Consider the following 21,679-nt stretch of genomic DNA (forward strand, 5'->3'; position numbering starts at 1 on the left):
ATCCCAGTCGATCATGAAAAGTCGTCACCCGGGTCCTAGGCTTGGCCAGCCTCATGTGGAGGCGTAGGTCTTGGCTAAGGAGCTCTGACGTCACTCATGCCGTGGTACCTCTACGTGGCCATCGCGCTCGGCGCTGTGGTGGTCATCGTCCTGGCGTTCCGCGCCATCTGGAAGGTGGCCGAACCCAACGAAGCGCTCATCATCTCCGGGCTGGGCGCCCGGGGAGAGAACACCGACACCGCTGAGAGTCTCGGTTTCAAGATCGTCACCGGCAAGGGCAAGCTCGTGCTGCCGGGCTTCCAGACGGCCCGTCGGCTGCTCCTCGACTCCCGGTCAGCGACGCTGCAGGTCGGCTGCGTCACCAAGCAGGGGATCCCTGTCCACGTGCGCGGCGTGGTGATCTACAAGGTGGGCGACGACTTCGCCTCGATCGCCAACGCGGCCCGGCGTTTCCTCGACCAGCAGGCCACGATGGACAGCCAGATCCACGAGCTGTTCGCCGGGCACCTGCGTTCGATCATCGGCAACCTCACGGTCGAGGACCTCATCCTCAACCGCGAGCGCCTGGCCTCGGAGATCCGCGGTTCGTCGGCCGACGAGATGAGCAAGCTCGGCCTCGTCGTCGACTCGTTCCAGATCCAGGAGATCGACGATTCCACCGGCTACATCACCAACCTCGGCAAGCCGCATGCTGCGGCGGTGGCCGCGCAGGCGCGGATCGCCGAGGCGCAGCGTGACCAGGAGGCCACCACGGCCGAGCAGGACGCCGCGGCCGAGAAGGCAGGTGCGGTCCGGCAGAGCCAGATCAAGCAGGCTCAGTACCAGGCCGAGGTCGACCAGGCGGCCGCGAAGGCGCGGCAGTCCGGCCCTCTGGCCGAGGCGTCGGCCCGCCAGGACGTCATCAGGGCAGAGACAGAGGCGGCCGAGCTCGCCGCCCAGCTGGCCGAGCAGAAGCTGCAGTCGGACGTACGCAAGCCCGCCGATGCGCGTGCCTACGAGACCCGGACGATCGCCGACGCCGACCGCGACGCTCGCATCTCCGCCGCACAGGCTGAGGCCAAGGAAACCGAGCTGCGTGCGCAGGCCCAGGCGCAGGCGACCCGCACCACCGGTGAGGCGGACGCCGCCGCGGCACGGGCGCGGGGGCTCGCGCAGGCCGAGGCGGCCCAGGCTCAGGGCCTGGCCGAAGCCGAGGCGATCAAGGCGCGCGCGGCCGCGCTCGCGGAAAACCCGGACGCGGTCGTGGCGCAGCAGCTGGCCGAGAAGTGGCCGGAGATCGTGGGCGAGGGCGCGAAGGCGTTCGGCAACGTCGACCACATGGTCGTGCTCAACGGTGCCGACGGCGTCTCGGACCTGCTGGCCAAGGCGCTCACCATGGGTGGCACCGGCCTCGGCTTGGCTCGCACCCTGCTGAACGGGATGCAGGACAGCGCCAACGCTCCGAAGGCGGAGGCCAACGGCACGGCGCCGGTCACCACGCTCCAAGACGGCGAGCAGACCGGCTGAGATCGCGCACCTGGGTGCGCCCGGCACCGACCGTCCCTGACAGCCGGTGCCGGTGCACCCGGATGGGTCGTTCGCCCGTCGAAGGCAAGGAGGGGGCTTGCGGCCGAGGGCCGGGACGTGATGGTACATGGCGCGTACACCGCGCAGCGGGCACTCGAGACCGGGGTGCTCGACGAGTTGCAGATCCACCAGATTCCGGTGCTGCTCGGCGCTGGTCGTCGGTTGTTCGAAGTGCTTCCGTCGCGCATCGAGTTGGAGATCGATCGGGTGATCGACACCTCGGATGCCACCCATATCCGTTACCGCGTCCGCCGCTGAGCTGGCCGCGCGTCTCACACGAGAGGGTCAGCCACCATGCCGCACATCGGACTCATCGGAGTGGGCGAGATCGGCCGAGCCGTCGTGATGGGTCTGTGCGGCGCTGAAGACGAGTCGCCAGCGGTCTTCCTCTCCCCGCGGGGAGCCCGCACCGCTGCGGAGTTGTCCGAGCGTTACGAGCGTGTACAGGTATGCGTCGACAACCAGGAAGTCGTGGGCCGCTCCGAGATCGTGATCATGGCCGTACGCAGACGCAAGCAACGAACGGAGCCCTGAAACTGAGCCCGCCTGGTCACCCGGCCCGACACAAACAAGCGGGCGGTGGATCATAAGCCCGCGAGGCTGTCGATCCACCGCCCGCCAACTCAGAGGTTGTCGCCTTCTCAGGCGTCGCCGCCCTCCTGCGCGACGTCGCGTACGGCGGTGGGGTCGGCGATGGAGTAGCGGTCCGCGGCCTCACGTACCGTCGACGGCTTCACCTCCCCTCGCCGCGCCAGGGCGGCGAGCGTACCCACCACGATGGACGGCGCGTCGACGTTGAAGTACCGCCGGGCCGCCGGCCGGGTGTCGGCGAACCCGAACCCGTCCGTGCCCAGCGAGGTGTACTCGCCCGGTACCCATCGGGAGATCTGGTCAGGAACCGCTCGCATCCAGTCGCTGACCGCCACGAACGGCCCGGGGGCGTTCTCGAGTTTGCTCGAGAGGAACGGGATCCGCTGCGGGCTGTCGGGGTTGAGGAGGTTCCACCGCTCGCAGCCGACCGCCTCGCGACGCAGCTCGTTCCACGACGTCACCGACCAGACGTCGGTCGCGACGCCCCACTCCTCGGACAGCATCCACTGCGCCTCCAGCGCCCACGGCACCGCGACGCCGGACGCGAGCAGCTGCGCCCGCGGTGTACGCCGATCGGTCGGGCGGGGATAAGGCGCGCAGAGGTAAATGCCGCGGAGCAGGCCGTCGACGTCGAGGTTGGCCGGCTCGGCGGGCTGGACCTGCGGCTCGTTGTAGACGGTGAGGTAGTAGAAGACGTCCTCGCCGTGGGGGTGTTCGTCGGAGGAGCCGTACATCCTGCGCAAGGCGTCCTTGACGATGTAGGAGATCTCGAACGCGAACGCCGGATCGTAGGCGACACACGCCGGGTTGGTCGCTGCTAGCAGCTGGGAGTGACCGTCGGCATGCTGCAGACCCTCGCCGGTCAGTGTGGTCCGCCCGGCGGTCGCGCCGATGAGGAAGCCGCGGCCCATCTGGTCGCCCAACGCCCACATGAAGTCGCCCGTGCGCTGGAACCCGAACATCGAGTAGAAGATGTAGACCGGGATCATCGGCTCGCCGTGGGTGGCGTACGACGTGCCTGCCGCCGTCACCGAGCCCATCGCGCCAGCCTCGCTGATGCCTTCGTGCAGCAGCTGGCCCTGCTCGGACTGCTTGTACGAGAGCAGCAGCTTGCGGTCGACTCCTTCGTACGTCTGGCCGTGCGGATCGTAGATCTTCGCCGTGGGGAACATCGAGTCCATGCCGAAGGTCCGGAACTCGTCCGGCGCGATCGGCACGAACCGCGCGCCGATCTCCTTGTCCCTCATCAGGTCGCGCAGGAGCCGGACGAACGCCATCGTGGTGGCGATCTTCTGCTTCCCCGACCCCTTCCGGATATCGGCGTAGACGGGGTCGCCGGGCAGCTTCAGCGGCGTCGGGTGTGCCCGACGCTCGGGCACAGGCCCGCCGAGCGTACGCCGCCGCTCCAGCATGTACGCGATCTCCTCGTCCTCCGGCCCGGGGTGGTAATAGGGCGGGAGGTCGCTCTCGTCGATCGCCTTGTCGGAGATCGGGAGGTAGAGCCGGTCGCGGAACTTCTTTACGTCGTCCTTGGTGAGCTTCTTCATCTGGTGGGTCGCGTTGCGGCCCTCCAGCGCCTCGATCGTCCAGCCCTTGATCGTGTGGGCGAGGATGACCGTGGGCTGGCCGACGTGCTCGGTGGCGGACTTGAACGCCGCGTAGACCTTGCGGTAGTCGTGCCCGCCCCGGGACAGCTTGCGCAGGTCGTCGTCGGACATGCCGTCGACCATCGCCCGCAGTCGGGTGTCGCCGCCGAAGAAGTTCTCCCGGATGTACTCACCGGTCTCGACGGAGTAGGTCTGGAACTGCCCGTCGGGGGTGGTGTTCATCTTGTTGACGAGCACGCCGTCGGTGTCCTGGGCGAGCAGCGGGTCCCAGTCGCGTCCCCAGATCACCTTGATGACGTTCCACCCGGCGCCGCGGAAGAAGGACTCGAGCTCCTGGATGACCTTGCCGTTGCCGCGGACGGGTCCGTCGAGCTGCTGCAGGTTGCAGTTGATGACGAACGTGAGGTTGTCGAGCTCCTCGCGGGACGCGACCCCGATGGCGCCGAGCGACTCGACCTCGCTCATCTCCCCGTCGCCGAGGAACGCCCACACATGCTGGTCCGACGTGTCCTTGATGCCGCGGTGGGACAGGTAGCGGTTGAAACGTGCCTGGTAGATCGCGTTGACCGCGGTGAGGCCCATCGAGACGGTGGGGAACTCCCAGAAGTTCGGCATCAGCCGCGGGTGGGGGTAGCTCGACAGGCCGTTGCCGAAGCCGTGCGAGACCTCCTGGCGGAACGCGTCGAGGTGGCTCTCGCTCAGCCGGCCCTCGAGGAACGCCCGGGCGTAGATACCGGGGGAGGCGTGGCCCTGGATGAAGACCTGGTCCCCGCCGCCGGGGTGGTCCTTGCCCCGGAAGAAGTGGTTGAAGCCGACCTCGTAGAGACTCGCGGCCGACTGGTAGGTCGCGATGTGCCCGCCGACCTCCAGGCCCTTGCGGTTGGCCCGCGACACCATGATCGCGGCATTCCACCGGATATAGGCCCGGATCCGGCGCTCGACGTGCTCGTCGCCCGGGAACCACGGCTCCTTCTCGGGCGGGATGGTGTTGATGTAGTCGGTGCTGCGTACGCCTGGAACGCCCACCTGGCGCTCGCGGGAACGTTCGAGCAACCGCAGCATCAGGTAACGGGCACGCTCCTGCCCTCGTTCGTCCAGGACGGCGTCGAGGGACTCGATCCATTCACGGGTTTCGTCTGGATCGGTATCAGGGAGCTGGGTGGGAAGACCATCTGTGATGATGGGCCTACGCTCTGCTCCGGAAGCCACGGCGATCCCTTTCTCGGGAGGTGGGGGGTTCTCCCCACGAAGCCACTGCTGTCGTCCTTGACCTTCATAGTCTCTCGCGGCAGCGGTGCCGCAGTCGAAAGACCCTGGTGTGGCGTACGGTTTCGGACGTTCGCCATGCCGTCAGTTTTCATCCGACCGGTAACCGGGCAGTCTCTGTGAGGTCACAACCACGTCTGGTGGAGGTCGTCATGCACGCGCGGGTCGGTGATCGGCTTCACGTCTTCGGACGGCATGTCGGGAACCCCGAGAGGATGGGTCAGATCGTCGAGGTCCGCGGAGAAGACGGGAGCCCACCCTATGTCGTCCGGTTCGACGACGGCCACGAGGCGCTCGTCTTCCCGGGGCCGGATGCGGTCGTGGAGCAGAAGGGATCATCCCGTAGGACCTGATCGGCCCCAGGGCCCGGGAGGGGTACGCATGCGCAGCGAGGTCGTCGACGTCCAGACCGGTCCGGAGGAGAGCGTCTACGACCTGACCGGTGACTGCGAGCGGTTCCTCGCCGGTATTCCGGGGCGACCGGACGGGTTGCTCCACGTCTTCGTCCCGCATGCGACGGCCGGTCTCGCGACGATCGAGACCGGCTCCGGTAGTGACGACGACCTTCTCCAGGTGCTCCAGCGGGTCCTGCCGCCGGAGCTGGGGTGGCGCCACCGGCACGGGTCTCCTGGTCATGGGCGTGATCACGTCGTGCCGGCGTTCCTTCCTCCGTACGCCGTCCTGCCGGTGCTGTCGGGGGTACTGGAACTCGGCACCTGGCAGCGCCTCTGCCTGGTCGACACCAACCGCGACAATCCGCGCCGAAAGGTGCGCCTGTCCTTCGTCGATGGCTGATTCCTGGTTTGCAGCGCTGCAACCCGTTCCGCGCGGCTGGGACCCGCGGGCGATAGGTTCGTGCAAAACTCCCTCCACACTTGCGTACGACCGCACCGACACGCTGGACTACCGGCCAGCGTTCCGGGGGGTGTCTTGGGGGATCATGATCTGAAGGGGACCGACCGGACGGCGATCGCCGGAACAGCGAGCGTCGCCTGGTGGGTCGGGTAGTCGATCGAATTCCCTGATGCGACCATAAGCACTGATGACAGAACAGGAGGACGGCGTCGTGAGTGCGACCGCAGGCGAGGCCGAGGGCCAGTCTGGGCCGGCAGAGCGGCTGGGATTGCGGCCGGGCATGGTGGTGCAGGAACTCGGGTGGGACGATGACGCCGACGAGGACCTGCGCCAGGCGATCGAGAAGCACACCGGCAACGAGCTGGTCGACGACGAGTACGGCGACGTCGTCGACGCCGTGATCCTCTGGTGGCGTGATGACGACGGCGATCTGGTTGATGCGCTGGTCGACACCAAGACCGACCTCACCGACGGCGGGGTGATCTGGCTGCTGACGCCGAAGGTCGGTCGGGACGGCTACGTCGACGCGAGCGAGATCGCGGAGTCCGCGCCGACCGCCGGGCTCTCGACGACAACCAGCCTGTCCGTGGCACCCGACTGGCTGGGCACCAAGCTCGTCACGCCACGCGCCCGCCAGCGCTGACGGCGCCCACGAGGGGGACGCATGCCGATCGGGGTCGGCGAGGTGGCACCGGACTTCGCGTTGTCCGACCAGCACGGGGCTGACGTACGCCTCAGCGGCTTCCGGGACATCAGGAACGTCGTCCTGGTGTTCTACCCGTTCGCCTTCACCGGTATCTGTACCGGCGAACTGCGGGCGCTGCGTGACCACCTGCCCTTGCTGGAGGGTGCTGACACGGCGGTGCTGGGGGTCTCGTGCGACACGATGTTCGCCCTCCGGGTCTTCGCGGACCGTGAAGGGCTGACCTATCCGTTGCTCGCGGACTTCTGGCCGCACGGCGCGGTGGCACAGGCGTACGGCGTCTTCGACGAGGAGCGTGGGTGTGCGCTGCGTGGCACGTTCGTCATCGACCGGGCCGGCGTGGTCCGGTGGACCGTCGTCAACGCCATCCCGGATGCCCGGGAGGTCACGACGCTGGTGCGAGCCGTGGAGGAACTGCCTCGCTGACCGTCGATGACCGCACCGGGGTGGGCACCCGGTAACCTTTCGCCTCGACCGGGTGTTTCCGGTCACCATCTCCCGGGGCCGTAGCTCAGTGGTAGAGCGTCGCGTTTACACCGCGAGTGTCGGCGGTTCGATCCCGTCCGGCCCCACCGTCCTGGTCCGGTGACATGTCAGTGGAGGTCCGGGCGGCCGCAGCACTTCTTGTATTTCCGGCCCGCGCCGCACCAGCAGGGTGCGTTGCGGGGCGGTGGCCAGTCGATCACTCCGCCCTCGTCGGCGATCTCCTCCATGCACGCCTTTCGGGTCGCGTCGTCGGCGACGTCCTTGCCCGTGCGTTCTGCGTACTCCGTCAGCTTCGCCACGGTCAGAGGCACCATGACGATCCTGGTCCGGTTGGGGGCAACCGCGAGTTGGCGGTTGGCGAGCTCCCGTTCGCGGAGGAAGGTGTCGGCGTCACGGTGCTGCACGAGTTGTGGCCAGCGTTCGTGCGCCAGGGGAATCTCTGGGCGGGGCCAGAAGAGGACCCGGACCTGCACCGAACGCGACGCGTTGTCCGAGAGGGCGTCATCAAGGCCGGCTTGGTCGACGAACGGCGGGGCGGCACCAGGCTCAACCACCTTGTTGTCCAGGTTGTCAGCCGGAAGGCCCAGGGCCCTACGGACTCGTCGGCGACCCGCCAGAATCATTCCGGCGAACGACAGTGGTCCGGGATCTCGGTCCGGGCCCGGCAGGTCCTCCTCTGTGCAGCGGGACACCGCGATGTTGAACCATCGCAGCGCCTCGTCGTACTCCCGACGCTCCTCCAGCAGCTCTCCCACCAGGAAGTACGGCGTGATGGACGCCGGCCGGTCCCGGCGGAGGGCGTCGAGCTGGTCCTGTGCTTCGTCCCCGCGACCGAGGTCGAAGAGGACGTCGGCCAGGCTGCACCGCGCGAGGCCGCCATCTTCGCCACCCAACTCGACACACTCGGTGAGCAGCGCAATCGCCCGCCCGTGCTCACCGGCTCGGTGCCAGTGGTGTGCGGCCTCGAGGAGGATCTCGCCCCTCTCGTCTGGGTAGTCCGGGAGTTCCCGCTCGAGAGCTCGAGCGTGCCGTGCATCCGCAGAAGATCGCGTCACCATCCGAGATACGGTATCCGCGCCCCGGCCGACTGACCACGGGACATTGCCCTGGCGGTTTGGCGGAGGCCGCGAGCCGATCGTGATCCGACAGATGCCCTAGGGAAGCGGTGCCGGTGTGACGGCCACCCCGGTGGCCGTCGACTCGTAGAACGCCCGGCAGGCGGCGAGGTTGTGCCAGGCGTCGTCGACGGTGGCCAGCGGGTCCGCTTCGCCACGGACTGTCGCGACAAGCCGCTCGAGAACGCTCCCGCGTCCAGAGGGCGGTGAGAGGTGGACCCACCCCTCGTGCGTCTCGCCCATGCCCGTGAGGGAGAGCCGTCCACTGAGGCTGTCGTACGCAACGGCGCCGTCGGTGCCGACCAGGCTCATGGTCTGGCGCCCGCCGCCGGGCGAGGCGAGCCAGGTGTCCTCGATCCGCGCGATCACGCCGTTGTCGAACGCCACCACCGCGAGGCCGTAGTCCTCGAGGCCGAGGTCGGGGTACTTCAGCGAGGCCGCGGTCCCCCGGACCGACCTCACCTCTGCACGGAGGAGCCACCGCAGCTGGTCGAGGTGGTAGATCGCGTGGTCGATCCAGCCACCGCCTGGTGCCCGCTCGGGGTCGGTGAACCATCCCGGGTCGGACACTCCGGCCCATCCCTGCGGGAGTGAGGACCACAACGAGTAGCTGGCGGTACGCACCTGGCCGAGGCGTCCCTCGTCCAGCCAGGTCCGGATCTGCTGGTTCATGGCCGTCGTCCGCAGCTGGGACTCGGCGGGGAAGAACGCCACACCCGCCGAGCGAACCGCCCGGACGACCTCGGCTGCCTCGTCGAGCGTCCGGGCGACCGGCTTGATCGAGAGCAGGTGCTTGCCGGCGCGGGCCGCTGCCAGGCAGATGGCAGGGTTGCGTTCGGTGCTCGTGAAGGACGCGATCAGATCGACGGACGGGTCGGCGAGAAGCTCCTCGGCGTCGGACGTGGCCCGGCCACGACCTGCCTTCGCGACCACTTCCTCGGCACGGTCACGGTCGGGATCAGCGACGGCGACCAGCTCGGTGTCGGTCCGCGCGGCGATCTCCTGGGCGAGCGGGATCGCGGAGTACCAGTGGTCGACGCCGACCATCGCGATACGTGCGGGCGAGTCCATGCCTGCGATCGTTACTCATCCGTCTGCCTCACAGACAGGGACGGTGACGGAACCTGGCCGGCCGCATTAGGCAGTGCTGCGCACGACAGCACGTGGACGTGTCATGGTGGCGCCGACCGGCCACAATCGCCTGATCACCACCCGGAGGTCTGCCATGGCGACGCAGGACACGGCGCAGGACGGGCGCAAGTCGGGACCGCTGCGGCTCGGCGTACTCGGCACGGGCATGATCGCCACGACGTCGTACGGCGTCCTCCCCAATCTCGGCTGGATAGCGGACAAGGTGACCGTCGTCGCTGTCGCGGATCCAGAGGTGGATCGCGCACGGGAGGCGGCGAAGGAGTTCGAGATCCCGGAGGTCTACTCCAGCCTCGAGGCGATGCTCGACCAGTCCGACCTCGACGCGGTGGTCAACCTGACCCCGATCACGGTTCACGGAGAAACCTCGCGCAGGATCGTCCAGGCCGGCAAGCACCTCGCGACCGAGAAGCCGCTCGCGACGACGATGGAGGACGCCGACGCGATCGTCGAGACCGCGGCCGCCAATGGCCTGACAGTCGTGTGCTCGCCACCGGACGCGGTGTTTCCGGCGTACCAGGAGGCGCGGCGGCTGCTAGACGCGGACACGATCGGCAAGGTCGCGTTCGCGCGGGTGCGGAGCTCACATGCGGGACCGGCCGGCAGCACGTTCGGCTGGCCGATGGACCCGACGTGGTTCTACCAACAGGGTTCCGGACCGCTGCTGGACATGGGCGTCTACGGGATCCACGAGATCACCGCGCTGCTCGGCCCGGCCGAACGGGTCGTGGCCTTCTCCGGCATCACCGAGCCGACCCGGGTCGTGCGCGCAGGCCCGTTCGCCGGCAAGGTCATCGACGTCACCGCCGACGACAACTCGTTGTTCATGCTCGACTTCGGTGGCGCGACCTTCGCCGTCGTCGACGGTACGTACAACGTCCACGCGGCGAAGAGCCCCAAGATCGAGATCTTCGGCCGCAAGGGTGCGCTGAACATCCGGGACGGGAACGCCAGTGGCGAAGGACCGATCGAGGTCTACCGTGCCGATGCTCTGCCCGGCGTCGACGGTTGGGTCGAACCGCGCGGATGGGGGCAGCTCCGCGGCCGGCAAGGCTGGCTTGACAAGCTGCACCGGGCGGTACTGGTCGAGCATCTCGCCGACTGCGTACGCACGGGTGAGCGGCCGGTCCTGTCCGCCGAACACGGGCGGCACGCGCTGGAGATCATGCTGAAGGTCGCGGAGTCGTCCCGGAGCGGTCAGGCGCTGGACCTCACCACGACGTTCTGATCACGGCGTTGCCCGAGCCGGACGTGGGCGATCCGGTGTCAGGTCAGGCGGCGCCGCCCCGGCGGAGAAAGCGTGGACGGCCGAGCGTACGCCGCGCGTCAGGGCTACCCGCCTTGCCGGCGGTGAGGACGTAGATGAGGCCGGAGACGAGCGCGGCGGCAGCTGGTTGTACGGACGAGACGGGCAGCCGGTGCCTTCCCGCTGACTCCGCGTCCGTCAGTTCGTCCTCGAAGAGGCCGGCATCGTTCTTGGTCGCCCCGGCTTCGGTCAGCCTGGCTTCGGTCACCCCTGCGTCGGTCACCCCTGCGTCGGTCACCCCTGCGTCGGTCACCCCTGCGTCGGTCAGCCTGGCTTCGGTCACCCCTGCGTACGGCGGCTTGGTGTCCATGGGCGCCGTGTGGGTGGCCCCGGCGGCGAGCGGTCCGGCAGAGGGCGGGTCGGTCGCCGCCGGTTCGGTGTATCTGACGTGCCGGCCGGCCGGTCGGTACCCCGTTGGGCCCGTAGGCCGGTCGCTCCCGGGCAGGTCGACACCCCGCCCCTTGACCCTTCGTCCCTGCGCGGGAACTCGTTGGCCCTGCGCGGGAACTCGTTGGCCCTGCGCGGGAACTCGTTCCGGCCGGGCTCGGTGGAGATCGCCTTCGAGGGATGCCTGCGGGCGGTTCGCCTCCGGGGCAAAGTCGGGTGAAGAGATCATCGTACCGGCTCCCGGGTCTGTCGCGCGGAGCTGCGGAATCACCGGGGTCCGGGGGTAATGCCGGCAGGGGTCGATGAAGGAGTACCCATGCTCATGCCACTTATGCCGCCGGTGATCATGACCGTGACCACGCCGATGACCGGCGACCGATGACCGGCGACCGGCGACCGGTGACCAGTGACCGGCGACCGGTGATCATGACCGTGATCATGAATGGTTCGTGGGTCCAGAGCCCCAGAAAACCTTCACGATAACGATCATGATCACGGGACCAGGCCGCGACAGGTGGCCGCGACTGCCTCCACGAGGTCGTGGTCGTCCGCCAGCGGCGCGTCGAGCGCACGGAGCATCCGCCGGGCGGCCTCGGGAACTGGCCCCGACACTGCGTTCGTCAACTCCTCGCCTCTCGGATCACGGACCGCTGTTCCGTCGCGCAGGTGCGCCAGCCATCCGGCGAGGGCGTGGATGCCGCCTTCGGGCAGCCGCCCGTCGGCGCGTTCGCGGGTGAGCACCGGGAGTACCCGGATGGGGAGTTTCTGTGAACCGTCCATCGCGATCTGGGCCAGGTTGTGCCGGATCCGCGGGTTGGTGAACCGCTCCAGCAGGTCCTCGCGGTAGCGGGTGGTGTCGTCGGTGGGAAGCGGCAGGTGCCGCGCCGCCTCGGTCCACCATGTCTCGACCCAGCCACGGCACACCGGGTCGTTGATCGCCTCGGCGACGGTCGCGTGCCCGCGGGTCGGTCCGGCGTAGGCCAGCAAGGAGTGTGCGCCGTTGAGCAGCCACAGCTTGCGCTGCTCGAACACACTGACGTCGGGAACGAACCGCGCACCCCCGCGCTCCCACGCCGGCCGGCCTGCCGGAAACTCCCCGGCCAGGACCCACTCGCTGAACGGCTCCGTCACCACCGGCGCGGCGTCGGCGAACCCGGTCAGCTTGGCGACCACCTCGCGATCCTCCGGCGTGGTGGCCGGTGTGATCCGGTCGATCGTCGTGGAGACGAACGACACCTGACCGGCCAGCCACTCCGCCAGGCCGTCGTCGACCGCGGCGGCAAGGCCGTTGAGCACGCGGGCGAGGGTCGGACCGTTGTCGACCAGGTTGTCGCACGGCACGATCGCGAGCGGTCCGGCATCGGCTGCCTGCCGGGCGGCGAGTCCGCTGAGGATGCGTCCCGGCGCGGTGGTCACGTCGGTGTGGCCGGCCCGTAGGCGTTCGACGTCGGATGCCACCGCCGGGTTGTCGAGGTCCGGACCTCCGTCCGGTCCGCGGCGATAGCCCGCTTCCGTCACCGTGAGGGTGAGGGTCCCGACGAGCGGATCGGCGAGCGTCCGTCGCCAGGTCTCGGCGTCCGCCCCGTCGTACGCGGCCGAGATGCTCGCGATCAGCTCGGTCCGGTCACCACCGGCGTCGCGGACCAGCAGGTGGTAGAGCCCATCCTGCGCCCGCAGTGGCAGCGCGGCGTCCGGCCGGCGCCCGGTGAACGCGGCGATCCCGGACGGCTCGGCGTCGCCCCCGCTGTTGGCCACGTGCGTGTACCACGCCTGGTGCGCGCGGAAGAACGCGCCGAGCCCGAGATGGACGGTACGAATGGGTGCGGCAGGTCCGGCCCCGGGCGCGGACCGCCGGTTCAGCTCGTTCACGAGCCCTGCCCTCCTCATGTGAGCCGGAAAGTCGACGCCGGCAGCTGGTATGCAAGGTCGCGTGCGGTCTCCGCCGCCTCGTCCTCGGGAAGCCGATGCTCGGCGACGAGACGGGCGAGGAATCCGGCGTCGAGCCGTCGGGCCATGTCGTGGCGTACCGGGATCGAGCAGTACGCCCGCGTGTCGTCGACGAATCCGGCCGTCTTGTGGAACCCCACTGTGTCGGTCACGGCCGCCCTGAACCGCAGGATCGCGTCAGGAGTGTCGATGAACCACCACGGCGCCCCGACGAACACCGACGGGTAGAAGCCGGCCAGTGGCGCGATCTCGCGCGAGAACACGTCCTCGTCGGTGGTGAAGAGCACCATCCGGAAGTTGGGGTGCGTGCCGTACCGCTCCAGCAGCGGCCGCAGCGCCCGGGTGTACTCAGCGACCACCGGGATGTCGCATCCCACGTCGGCGCCGAACCGCTCGAACGTCGCCGAATGGTGGTTGCGGAACACGCCGGGATGCAGCTGCATCACGAGACCGTCATCGCAGGCCATCCGCGCCATCTCGCTCAGCATGTGCCGACGGAACGCGGTCTGCTCGTCGGCCGTCGCCGCACCCGCCAGGCCGGCGGAGAAGATCCGGCTGGCGTCGGCGGGGTCCAGGGGCGCACTGCCCGCGTCGGCGTGACCGTGGTCGCTCGCGGTGGCGCCGTGCTGGGCGAAGTACGCCCGGCGCTGTTCCAGTGCGGCGATGTAGCCGTCGTACGTCTTCGTGTCGATCCCGGCCGCCTCGCCCAGCCTCGCCACCTGTTGGGCCCAGTCGGATCGCGACGGGTCGAGGTAGGCGTCCGGCCGGAACGTCGGGACGACGCGGCCCTTCCACGCCGGGTCCTCGGTCAGCCGCTGGTGGTCGGCGAGGTCGGACGCCGGGTCGTCGGTGGTGGCGAGGACCTCGAGCCCGAAGCGTTCGTACAGGGCCCGCGGCCGAAAGCCAGGGTCGGCGAGCCGCTCGGTGAGCTGGTCGAAGAGCTCGTCGGCGGTCTCGGCCGACGGTCGCAGGCTGACGCCGAAGACGTCCACCAGCTCCGACTCGAGCCAGTACCGCGACGGCGTGCCCCGGAACGCCCAGAAGTGCGCACAGAACGTCCGCCAGATCTCCCGGGCCGACGTGTCGCCGACCGGGTTGCCGGGCGGAACGCCCAGGTCGTCGAGTCGTACGCCGTGCGCGTGCAGCAGCCGGGTGACGTAGTGGTCGGGCACGACGAGGAGGTTGGCGGGGTCGCCGAACGGTTCGTCGTTGGCCAGGATCGCCGGGTCGACGTGCCCGTGGGGCGAGATGATCGGCAGCCCCGCTATCTCGTCGTACAGCCGGCGGGCGATCCCGCGCAGGTTCGGCTCGGTCGGCAGCAGCCGGTCGGGGTGCAGCTCGATCTGGCTCATCCGTTCCCTCTCCTGGGTCGCGTGTGTGCGTCGGGCTGGTGGTCTCAGGCGTTCGACGCGCGCTCGCGCAGGTCGTCGCGGTCGAGGAGAAGCACAGGTACGCCGTCCGGGTCGTGGACCTCGGCTACCCGCCCGTGCCCGTGGCCGGCAGGTGCGGGCTCGGCCGCGACAGGGACGCCGTGGGTACGCAGCCGGTCGGTCGCCGCCTCCACGTCGTCGACCCGTAACCCGACATGCCGGATCCGCGGAGCATCCGGCGCCGGCGTGGCCGGGTGGTGCAGTCCTACGGCGTCGTCGCGGAGGTGGAAGTACGCGTCCGTGCCGCCGGCGCCGTCGCTCAGCGTCGTGATTGGTCGCAGGCCGAGCTGTCCGCCGTAGAAGGCGACCGACGCGTCGAGGTCGTCCGCCGCGACAGAGTAGTGGTCCAGGCTCCGGACGAACCCCTCGAGCGGAGCGACCCGGAAGTCCTCCTCGCGCTGGAGCAGCTCCACCCTCACCTTGCTCGGGTCGGACACGAACGCCAGCCTGCCGCGGCCCGTTCCGGCGACCTTGGGGTCCAGCAGCGACGCGAACCCGGCCCCCACCAGGCGCTGGTGGTCACCGTCGAGGTCGTCGGTCATGAACGCGATGTGGTCGAGCCCGAACGTCGTGCCCGCCGGTGGGTCGGCCGGACGCAGCAACTCGACCATCCCGTCGGCGATCTGCAGGTAGACGCAGTCGGTCCGCGAGCTCGGGATGAACGCCTCGCTCACCACCTTCGCGCCGAGGATCCCGACCCAGAACGCGAGGCTCTCGTCCAGGTCCCTGATCCGGACACCCACGTGGTTGAGCTCGTAGATCATCGACTGTCTCCTGCGCTCTCGGTGGATACGGGAAGATTGATCCGGCGACCTGTCTCGGCCGACAGGTAGGCGGCGTAGATGACCTCGACGACGTCCCGGGCCAGGGTGGCGTCGGACAGTGGCTCGCGGTCGTACGTCACGCATTCGCAGAAGTCCTGCATCTCCTGCGGATACCCGCGTACCCAGTCCTCGTCGGGCGCCGGCGTACTCCATCCGGCCTTGGTCTCGAGCTTCTCGCTCAGGTACTCCGCGCCGAAGACCTCCGCGTGTGGGGCGTAGGCGAGCAACGCGTCGTTCGGTGTCATGTTGGCCCTGAGGACGGCGTTGGTGGTGGCGAGTTCGAGCGTGTTGCGGACACCGCCGAGCTGGCCGAACGACGCGTTGATCACCGCCTTCGTCCCGTCGGTGAAGGTGAGGATCGCGCTCGCCCAGGTCTCGACGTCGACCCAGTCGGAAACCAGCCAGCGGCGGGCGTGGTCGTCATAGGCCGGTGCGTCCCACAGCGGCGCCGTGTCGGCGACCACGGAGCGCACGCGGACCGGCTGGCCCGTCTTGCGCCGGCCCTCGACGGCCTTCAGGTGCAGCGCCGCGCCGATCGGGTGTGAGCCGAGCATCAGCAGCGCGCCGCCGCCGGCACGGGCGCGGTACTTCGACGCCTGCGCGTGCGAGCCGCTGTGGCTCTCCTCGGCGCGGATGTCGAGGATCGAGCCGCCGGCCGCTCCGAGGAGGCGCTTCGCCTTGGTGACGGCGGGTGCGTACACCCAGTTCTCGGCGTACATCAGTCGGCGCCCCGCGGCTGTCATCGCGTCAAGGACCGCGTCGGCGGAGGTGAGCGCCTCCTCCAGCGCCGTGCGGGCGAAGGCCCCGCCGTCGCCGTCGCCGTCGTCGCCGTCGTCCAGACCTGACGGTGCCGTGAACGCACCGGTGAGTGGCTTCTCGCAGATGACGTGCTTGCCCGCCTGAGCGGCCTCGATCGCGAGGGGTGCGTGCGCGGCATTCGGTACGCAGAGACACACGACGTCGACGTCATCGTCGGCCAGCAGATCGTAGGAATGGGCATGGGCGGTGGCGATCCCGTGCCGGGCCGCGAACTTCTTCGCCTTGTCGTGGTCACGGCCCGCGACGGCGGCGAGGGTGACGTCGAGCCCGTGAACCTGACGCAACGCCTCGGCATGCAACGCCGCTGAGAAACCGCTGCCGATGATCCCGACCCGTACGCGTTCCATCGAGAACGCCTACCGCGCCGCGACCTCGGCGAGCAACGGACGCATGTACGCCGCGTACTGCGGAATCGCGACCTCGGGCTCCTCGATCTCGGGGTGCCAGGCCTTCTCCCACTCGAAGCTGAGGTAACCGTCGTAGCCCTCCCGCTGGAGCAGGCCGGCGAACTCCCTGATCGGCATGGTGCCCGCACCGGTCAGCTCGAAGTTGAACTCGGTGGGGGAGTAGCGCGAGGAGTCCTTCAGGTGGACGTGCCTGATCCGGTCACCGAGCGCGCGCCAGGTGTCCTCGAGAGACTCGCCGGTGCGATAGGAGTGGAGGACGTCCCACAGGATCGCGAGGTCGTCGTTCGGTGCGTAGGACAGCAGCTCGGCGACCTGGGTCGAGGTGCAGAAGCTGTCGTGAGTCTCCAGGACCGCGGTGATTCCTTCGGCCTTGACCGCGGCCGCGGCCTCCGCGAGTCCTTCGGCGATGCGCTTGGTCGTCTCCTCGCGTTCAGGTGGCGATTCGGGGACGGCTCCGCCGAAGACCCGGATATAGGACGTGCCGAGCTCGGCCGCCATCCGAGCGTAGGTCAGTGCCGCGTTCTGCTGCTTCGCGCGCTCGGCCGGGTCGGGCGAGGTGAAGCGGACACTCGTGTCCAGGCAGGCGACCGTGACCCCGGCCGCGTCCAGCGCCGCCTTCGTCTTCCTGATGCCGGACGGTGAGAACTCCTCGAGGTTCTCCAGCGCGACCTCACCCCGCAGGAACCGGATCTCGACGCCCTCGTAGCCGTTGTCCTTCGCGGTGGACACCACCTCGTCGAGGGTGTACTTCGGGCAGCCGAGGGTGCTGAAGCTCAGTTTCATCGCGATCATCTCCGCTCGTGGATGGTCCTGCGGTGTGCACAGGCGGTGCGGCGGTGCGGCAGTACGGCGGTCAGTTCGAGGGGATGCATCGTCAGGTCGAGGGGATGCATGGTCAACTGGAGGGTTCGGCGGTCAGGGGGACAGGCCGGCTGGTGGTCGTCGGTGCCGTTCCGGTGGAGTCTCGGATCGTCAGTCGCGTGGGGAGTACGACGTCGCGGCCAGACCCCTGCCGGTCGGTGTCGAGGAGGCCGAGCAGCAGGTCGACGGCCGCCCGTCCCGCGGTCTCGATCGGTGCGGTGAGCGTGGTCAGCGGCGGGTGGCAGAAGTCGGCGCCGAAGATGTCGTCGCACCCGACGACGCTGATCTGGTCCGGCACTCCGATCCCGCGGGCACGCAGGCGGCGCAGCACCCCGATCGCGAGCAGGTCGTTGAACGTCACCGCGGCGGTGACGTCCTCGAGGACGATCGCGTCCGCGGCAGCGACGCCGGCGTCGACCGTCGGCGACAGCGGACCGATGCGGACGGTGCTGAGGCCGCGCCGCCGCGCCACCGACTGCAGCGCCCGCCACCGCCGCTGGTCCGACCACGATGCGCGTGGCCCGGCGAGATAGGCGATCCGCTCGTGGCCGAGGGAGGCGAGGTGTTCGGCGGCGGCCCGTGTCCCGTGGGCGCTGTCGATGAGTACGCCCGGCAGCGGCGCCACCCGGCGGTTGACGACGACGAGCGGCGAGGTCGCGTATGCCTCCCGCAAACGGGCGTCTGACAGGCGGGAGGATGCGAGGACGTACCCGTCGACAGCCCGCGTCAGCCTCCTGACCGCCGTGAGCTCGGTCTCACTCGACTCGTCGGTATCGGCCAGCACCAGCGTGTAACCGGCGGCGGCGGCCGCCCGCTCGGCGCCCCGGATGAGGTCGAGGAAGAACGGGTTGGTGATGTCGGGTACCAGCAGGCCCAGCGTCCTGGTCCGGCCGGACGGCAGGGCCCTGGCGATGGGGTTCGGCCGGTAGCCCATCTCCTCGGCGGTGGCGAGAATCCGTTGCCTGGTGGCGAGATTGACCCGCTCGGGCCGGGAGAACGCCCGCGACACTGTGGAGGCGGCGACACCGCAGCGGGCCGCGACGTCGTGGATCGTCGGCGCGCGACCTGACGGGTTCACGGGTACCGAGTCGCGTGCGGACACCACAGTTCCACCTCCCAGGTTCCTCCCAGGCGCCGTCAGCTCCCGGTGCGCGGGAGCCGTTGTCGGACGGCATAGTCTTGCCCCCCTTGACAACCTTTGGCAACCGGTTGCCATAGTTGCCATAACCGCCGGTGTGCCTCCTGCCCGGGGGGATGGCCGCGCCGACTTGCACGGCATGTCCCGACGATGCACGGCGACTTGGCCGCGCATCGTGGGGAATGATCACGCATTCGTGATCATTTCCACCGCACACCGCCTGACCATCGACCTGCATACGAGGAGCCGAACGCCAACGATGTGGACCCTCTCCGGATTCGCCGACGAGATCGACCCTGACCCGACCACCCAGTTCCGGACCTTGAACGAGCTGGGGATCAGGTACGTCGAGTTCCGCAGCGCATGGGGCGTCAACGTCCTCGACCTCTCCGACGACCAGATTGCCGAGCTGAAGAAGCTCATGTCCCAGCACGGCATTTCGATGTCGGCGGTCGGATCGCCCATCGGCAAGGTCGGCATCCACGACGACTTCGACGAGCACCTCGCGCGATTCGACCGGGCGCTGTGGGTGGCTGATGAGTTCTCCGCACCGTACATCCGGATCTTCTCGTTCTGGATGCCGGACGGCGACGACCCGGGCAAGCACCGCGACGAGGTGCTTCGCCGGATGTCCGCGCTCGCGGCCCGGGCCGAGGGCCACGACGTGATCCTCGCCCACGAGAACGAACGCAAGATCTACGGCGACATCCCGTCCCGCTGCCTCGACCTCGTGGAGTCGGTCGGGTCGGACAAGCTGCAGCTGGTCTGGGATCCCGCGAACTTCGTCCTCTGTGACGTCGCGCCGTTCACCGACGGGTTCGCGAGCCTGCGGCCCTACATCGAGTACCTCCAGATCAAGGACGCCGTCCGGGCCGAGGGGCGGGTCGTCCCGGCGGGGGAGGGCGACGGCCAGATCCCCGAGACCATCCGTGCCCTTCGCGACGACAGCTTCGGCGCCGGCGGACACTCCCAGGACAGGTACTTCTCGATGGAGCCGCACCTGGCCTACATGGGGGAGTCCGGCGGCTTCTCCGGTCCTGAGCTGTTCGCGAAGGCGACGAAGGCATTCACAGGTCTGCTTGCCGCCGACGGCATCCCGTACAACTGAGTCCGTACCGCTGGGGTTCGGACACCTGGATCCGTACAACTGGGTCCGTACAACTGAATTCGTTCCTCCTCGGTCCGTCCGGCTGAGTCCGTACAACTGATCGACGGGGTCCTCCGACGCAGAAGGGGCTTTGCATGCGATTCGCGGTGATCGGCGCTGGAGTGATCGGTCGCACCCACGCACAGACGATTCAGGCGTTGGGCCCACGTGCCGAGCTCGCCGCCGTCGTGGACGTCGTCCCCGAGCGGGCACAGAAGCTTGCCGGTGAGCTCGGGGTCGACGCGTTGACCTCCGTCGACGAGGCGCTCGCGCGCTCGGACGTCGACGCGGTGACCATCGGGACGCCGAGCGGCCTGCACGCCGACGCGGCCGTCGCCGCGATCGACGCCGGCAAGCACGTCATCGTCGAGAAACCGATCGAGATTCGCCTCGACGCCGCCCGCCGGATCCAGGAGGCCGAGCAACGTTCGGACCGGACGGTGATGGTCGTGAGCCAGCACCGCCACGACCCGGCGAGCCTGATCGTCCACGAAGCCCTCGAGGCAGGGAAGTTCGGCACCCTCACCTCGGGCAACGCCGTCATGTCGTGGTGGCGCAGCCAGGGCTACTACGACTCCGGCGACTGGCGCGGTACCTGGGCCCTCGACGGCGGCGGCGCCCTGATGAACCAGGGCATCCACACGATCGACCTGTTCACCTGGTTCCTGGGGGAGCCCGTCGAGGTCTACGCCGTGGCCGGGTTGCTTGCCCACGAGCGGATCGAGGTGGAGGACACCGCGGTCGCGACAGTGCGGTTCGCGAACGGCGCACTCGGTGTCGTTCACGGCACCACAGCCGCCTACCCCGGCCTGAGCACCCATGTGCGGGTGCACGGCGACCGCGGCTCGGCCGTGATCGACCAGAACAAGCTCACCTACTACCACGCGGCCGACGAACAGAGCGACGCCTACGCCTACGGCGCTGGTGGCCGGGCCAACCAGGCCGAGGCCGTCCTTGCCGAGCACGGCTACGGCGCGGAGAAGTCCGACGACGACGAGCCGACCGTCGCCGGGCTCACCGCGACGTCGCACTCGACCCAGTTCGCGGACTTCCTCGATGCGGTCGAGCAGGGCCGGCGGCCGCTCGTGACTGTCGAGCAGGGAATCCGCACCCTCGCCCTCATCCGCGGTATCTACGAGTCCGCACGGACGCAGAGCCCGGTCAAGATCAAGGAGCTGACTTCATGAAGTTTGCCGTCTTCACCGCGAGCCTGCCCGAGTGGACGCCGGAGGAGGCCGTCACCAGGCTCGCCGAGCAGGGCTGGGACGGTGTCGAGTGGCGGGTCGTCGACCAGAAGCCCCCGGCGTCGGGCTCGGGCGGCGGATTCTGGTCGGGCAACAAGTGCACCTGGCCGCTGTCGTCGTTCGAGGAGGACGTCCCGCGGATCCGAGAGATCACCGAGAAGGCTGGGCTCGGCATGCCGTCGGTCGGTGCGTACGCCCGCTGCGACGAGATCGCCGACGTCGAACGCCTCATGCGCGGCGTGTCCGCTCTCGGGGTGAAGCAGATGCGGGTCACGGTCGGCAAGCCCGGACCCGAGGGCTACAACGCCGCGTTCACCCAGCGGCGCAAGGAGTACGCCAAGGTCGCCGAGTTGTCCGCCCAGTACGGCGTCAAGGCCCTGGTCGAGCTCCACCACCAGTCCCTGACGTCCAGCGCGTCGGCGGCGAAGCGCTTCGTCGAGGACTTCGATCCCGCCCACGTCGGGGTCATCCACGACATCGGCAACATGCTCCAGGAGGGGTACGAATACGACCCGTGGAGTCTGGAGATCCTGGGCGAGCACCTGGCGCACGTCCACGTGAAGAACGCCGCGCCGGTGGCGACGAAGGTCGACGGCGCCGACAAGACCGACTGGACGTGGGGTTGGGCGCCGATGCGACACGGGGTCGGCAACCTGCCGCGGCTGTTCCAGCACCTGAAGGAGTTCGGCTACGACGGCTGGGTGTCGGTCGAGGACTTCTCGACCGAGGTGCCGCTGGAGGAGAAGGTGCGCGACAATCTGGCGTACCTCAAGGAGATCTCAAGCTGACCCAGCCGTCGTGGCCGATCCTGGGAACAGCCCGGCACCAACG

At 69.0% G+C, this 21,679-nt stretch carries 21 protein-coding genes and 1 tRNA gene; 12 read left to right on the forward strand and 10 right to left on the reverse strand.

What is annotated here, in order from left to right:
- Positions 1–96: 96 nt before the first annotated feature.
- The 3 genes from ABNF93_RS17820 to ABNF93_RS17830 are packed head-to-tail and all read left to right on the forward strand — an operon-like array spanning position 97 to position 2,100.
- Positions 97–1,506, forward strand: a complete 1,410-nt coding sequence (locus ABNF93_RS17820) for a flotillin family protein (RefSeq protein ID WP_349329210.1) — start codon at positions 97–99, stop codon at positions 1,504–1,506.
- 36 nt (positions 1,507–1,542) lie between these two features.
- Positions 1,543–1,824 carry a dihydrofolate reductase family protein gene (locus ABNF93_RS17825; protein ID WP_349329277.1) on the forward strand — a complete coding sequence of 94 codons (282 nt, stop codon included), beginning with the start codon at positions 1,543–1,545 and terminating at the stop codon, positions 1,822–1,824.
- A 36-nt stretch (positions 1,825–1,860) separates the two neighbouring features.
- Positions 1,861–2,100 (forward strand): NAD(P)-binding domain-containing protein, encoded by a 240-nt coding sequence (locus ABNF93_RS17830; RefSeq protein WP_349329211.1) that lies wholly within the window; start codon positions 1,861–1,863, stop codon positions 2,098–2,100.
- A gap of 107 nt (positions 2,101–2,207) precedes the next feature.
- On the opposite strand, the gene aceE is transcribed toward ABNF93_RS17830, so the two are convergent.
- The gene (aceE, locus tag ABNF93_RS17835; protein ID WP_349329212.1) at positions 2,208–4,973 is read right to left on the reverse strand and encodes a pyruvate dehydrogenase (acetyl-transferring), homodimeric type; all 2,766 of its coding nucleotides are present in this window, start codon (positions 4,971–4,973) and stop codon (positions 2,208–2,210) included.
- 209 nt (positions 4,974–5,182) lie between these two features.
- Here aceE and ABNF93_RS17840 point away from each other — a divergent pair, with 209 nt between their 5' ends.
- The 5 genes from ABNF93_RS17840 to ABNF93_RS17860 all read left to right on the forward strand — a co-directional run bounded on the left by ABNF93_RS17840 (position 5,183) and on the right by ABNF93_RS17860 (position 7,160).
- Entirely contained in the window at positions 5,183–5,383 is a 201-nt protein-coding gene (locus tag ABNF93_RS17840; RefSeq protein WP_349329213.1) for a DUF1918 domain-containing protein, read from the forward strand.
- A gap of 28 nt (positions 5,384–5,411) precedes the next feature.
- A complete protein-coding gene (locus ABNF93_RS17845; RefSeq protein ID WP_349329214.1) occupies positions 5,412–5,825 on the forward strand; it encodes a YjbQ family protein in 414 nt (137 codons plus the stop codon).
- Between the two features lie 271 nt (positions 5,826–6,096).
- On the forward strand, positions 6,097–6,528 hold the full coding sequence (locus ABNF93_RS17850) for a DUF3052 domain-containing protein (RefSeq protein WP_349329278.1): 432 nt from the start codon (positions 6,097–6,099) through the stop codon (positions 6,526–6,528).
- Between the two features lie 21 nt (positions 6,529–6,549).
- Positions 6,550–7,014 (forward strand): peroxiredoxin, encoded by a 465-nt coding sequence (locus ABNF93_RS17855; protein ID WP_349329215.1) that lies wholly within the window; start codon positions 6,550–6,552, stop codon positions 7,012–7,014.
- A gap of 74 nt (positions 7,015–7,088) precedes the next feature.
- Positions 7,089–7,160 (forward strand) — tRNA-Val (locus ABNF93_RS17860).
- A 21-nt stretch (positions 7,161–7,181) separates the two neighbouring features.
- Here the strand turns inward: ABNF93_RS17860 and ABNF93_RS17865 are convergent.
- Complete coding sequence (locus ABNF93_RS17865) at positions 7,182–8,132, reverse strand: SEC-C metal-binding domain-containing protein (RefSeq protein ID WP_349329216.1); 951 nt, start codon at positions 8,130–8,132, stop codon at positions 7,182–7,184.
- A 96-nt stretch (positions 8,133–8,228) separates the two neighbouring features.
- Positions 8,229–9,260 (reverse strand): Gfo/Idh/MocA family protein, encoded by a 1,032-nt coding sequence (locus tag ABNF93_RS17870; protein ID WP_349329217.1) that lies wholly within the window; start codon positions 9,258–9,260, stop codon positions 8,229–8,231.
- A 154-nt stretch (positions 9,261–9,414) separates the two neighbouring features.
- On the opposite strand from ABNF93_RS17870, the gene ABNF93_RS17875 reads away from it, so the two are divergent.
- Entirely contained in the window at positions 9,415–10,566 is a 1,152-nt protein-coding gene (locus tag ABNF93_RS17875) for a Gfo/Idh/MocA family protein (protein ID WP_349329218.1), read from the forward strand.
- 43 nt (positions 10,567–10,609) lie between these two features.
- Here the strand turns inward: ABNF93_RS17875 and ABNF93_RS17880 are convergent, their stop codons facing one another.
- From ABNF93_RS17880 to ABNF93_RS17910, 7 genes are all read right to left on the reverse strand, one after another.
- Entirely contained in the window at positions 10,610–11,260 is a 651-nt protein-coding gene (locus ABNF93_RS17880; protein WP_349329219.1) for a hypothetical protein, read from the reverse strand.
- A 263-nt stretch (positions 11,261–11,523) separates the two neighbouring features.
- Positions 11,524–12,900 (reverse strand): mannitol dehydrogenase family protein, encoded by a 1,377-nt coding sequence (locus ABNF93_RS17885; protein ID WP_349329220.1) that lies wholly within the window; start codon positions 12,898–12,900, stop codon positions 11,524–11,526.
- 14 nt (positions 12,901–12,914) lie between these two features.
- Complete coding sequence (uxaC, locus tag ABNF93_RS17890; RefSeq protein WP_349329221.1) at positions 12,915–14,330, reverse strand: glucuronate isomerase; 1,416 nt, start codon at positions 14,328–14,330, stop codon at positions 12,915–12,917.
- A 44-nt stretch (positions 14,331–14,374) separates the two neighbouring features.
- Positions 14,375–15,172: a VOC family protein gene (locus tag ABNF93_RS17895; RefSeq protein ID WP_349329222.1), complete on the reverse strand. Its 798-nt coding sequence runs from the start codon at positions 15,170–15,172 to the stop codon at positions 14,375–14,377.
- Positions 15,169–16,398: a Gfo/Idh/MocA family protein gene (locus tag ABNF93_RS17900; protein ID WP_349329223.1), complete on the reverse strand. Its 1,230-nt coding sequence runs from the start codon at positions 16,396–16,398 to the stop codon at positions 15,169–15,171. Before ABNF93_RS17900 ends, ABNF93_RS17895 begins: the two co-directional genes overlap by 4 nt.
- A gap of 9 nt (positions 16,399–16,407) precedes the next feature.
- Positions 16,408–17,241 (reverse strand): sugar phosphate isomerase/epimerase family protein, encoded by an 834-nt coding sequence (locus ABNF93_RS17905; RefSeq protein WP_349329224.1) that lies wholly within the window; start codon positions 17,239–17,241, stop codon positions 16,408–16,410.
- Positions 17,242–17,353: 112 nt separating this feature from the next.
- Positions 17,354–18,421 carry a LacI family DNA-binding transcriptional regulator gene (locus ABNF93_RS17910; RefSeq protein ID WP_349329225.1) on the reverse strand — a complete coding sequence of 356 codons (1,068 nt, stop codon included), beginning with the start codon at positions 18,419–18,421 and terminating at the stop codon, positions 17,354–17,356.
- Positions 18,422–18,716: 295 nt separating this feature from the next.
- On the opposite strand from ABNF93_RS17910, the gene ABNF93_RS17915 reads away from it, so the two are divergent.
- From ABNF93_RS17915 to ABNF93_RS17925, 3 genes are all read left to right on the forward strand, one after another.
- Positions 18,717–19,565: a sugar phosphate isomerase/epimerase family protein gene (locus tag ABNF93_RS17915; protein ID WP_349329226.1), complete on the forward strand. Its 849-nt coding sequence runs from the start codon at positions 18,717–18,719 to the stop codon at positions 19,563–19,565.
- A gap of 134 nt (positions 19,566–19,699) precedes the next feature.
- Positions 19,700–20,791, forward strand: a complete 1,092-nt coding sequence (locus ABNF93_RS17920; protein ID WP_349329227.1) for a Gfo/Idh/MocA family protein — start codon at positions 19,700–19,702, stop codon at positions 20,789–20,791.
- On the forward strand, positions 20,788–21,636 hold the full coding sequence (locus ABNF93_RS17925) for a sugar phosphate isomerase/epimerase family protein (protein ID WP_349329228.1): 849 nt from the start codon (positions 20,788–20,790) through the stop codon (positions 21,634–21,636). Before ABNF93_RS17920 ends, ABNF93_RS17925 begins: the two co-directional genes overlap by 4 nt.
- Positions 21,637–21,679 lie beyond the last annotated feature (43 nt).

The sequence above is a fragment of the Actinopolymorpha sp. B9G3 genome (assembly GCF_040120725.1).
GTDB lineage: Bacteria > Actinomycetota > Actinomycetes > Propionibacteriales > Actinopolymorphaceae > Thermasporomyces.

Excerpts from the sequence above, each read along its gene's own strand:
- ABNF93_RS17820 (WP_349329210.1), top strand. The coding sequence starts at position 97 with ATGCCGTGGTACCTCTACGTGGCCATCGCGCTCGGCGCTGTGGTGGTC.
- ABNF93_RS17830 (WP_349329211.1), top strand. The coding sequence starts at position 1,861 with ATGCCGCACATCGGACTCATCGGAGTGGGCGAGATCGGCCGAGCCGTC.
- ABNF93_RS17840 (WP_349329213.1), top strand. The coding sequence starts at position 5,183 with ATGCACGCGCGGGTCGGTGATCGGCTTCACGTCTTCGGACGGCATGTC.
- ABNF93_RS17845 (WP_349329214.1), top strand. The coding sequence starts at position 5,412 with ATGCGCAGCGAGGTCGTCGACGTCCAGACCGGTCCGGAGGAGAGCGTC.
- ABNF93_RS17855 (WP_349329215.1), top strand. The coding sequence starts at position 6,550 with ATGCCGATCGGGGTCGGCGAGGTGGCACCGGACTTCGCGTTGTCCGAC.
- ABNF93_RS17865 (WP_349329216.1), bottom strand. The coding sequence starts at position 8,132 with ATGGTGACGCGATCTTCTGCGGATGCACGGCACGCTCGAGCTCTCGAG.
- ABNF93_RS17870 (WP_349329217.1), bottom strand. The coding sequence starts at position 9,260 with ATGGACTCGCCCGCACGTATCGCGATGGTCGGCGTCGACCACTGGTAC.
- ABNF93_RS17875 (WP_349329218.1), top strand. The coding sequence starts at position 9,415 with ATGGCGACGCAGGACACGGCGCAGGACGGGCGCAAGTCGGGACCGCTG.
- ABNF93_RS17880 (WP_349329219.1), bottom strand. The coding sequence starts at position 11,260 with ATGATCTCTTCACCCGACTTTGCCCCGGAGGCGAACCGCCCGCAGGCA.
- uxaC (WP_349329221.1), bottom strand. The coding sequence starts at position 14,330 with ATGAGCCAGATCGAGCTGCACCCCGACCGGCTGCTGCCGACCGAGCCG.
- ABNF93_RS17895 (WP_349329222.1), bottom strand. The coding sequence starts at position 15,172 with ATGATCTACGAGCTCAACCACGTGGGTGTCCGGATCAGGGACCTGGAC.
- ABNF93_RS17900 (WP_349329223.1), bottom strand. The coding sequence starts at position 16,398 with ATGGAACGCGTACGGGTCGGGATCATCGGCAGCGGTTTCTCAGCGGCG.
- ABNF93_RS17905 (WP_349329224.1), bottom strand. The coding sequence starts at position 17,241 with ATGAAACTGAGCTTCAGCACCCTCGGCTGCCCGAAGTACACCCTCGAC.
- ABNF93_RS17915 (WP_349329226.1), top strand. The coding sequence starts at position 18,717 with ATGTGGACCCTCTCCGGATTCGCCGACGAGATCGACCCTGACCCGACC.
- ABNF93_RS17920 (WP_349329227.1), top strand. The coding sequence starts at position 19,700 with ATGCGATTCGCGGTGATCGGCGCTGGAGTGATCGGTCGCACCCACGCA.
- ABNF93_RS17925 (WP_349329228.1), top strand. The coding sequence starts at position 20,788 with ATGAAGTTTGCCGTCTTCACCGCGAGCCTGCCCGAGTGGACGCCGGAG.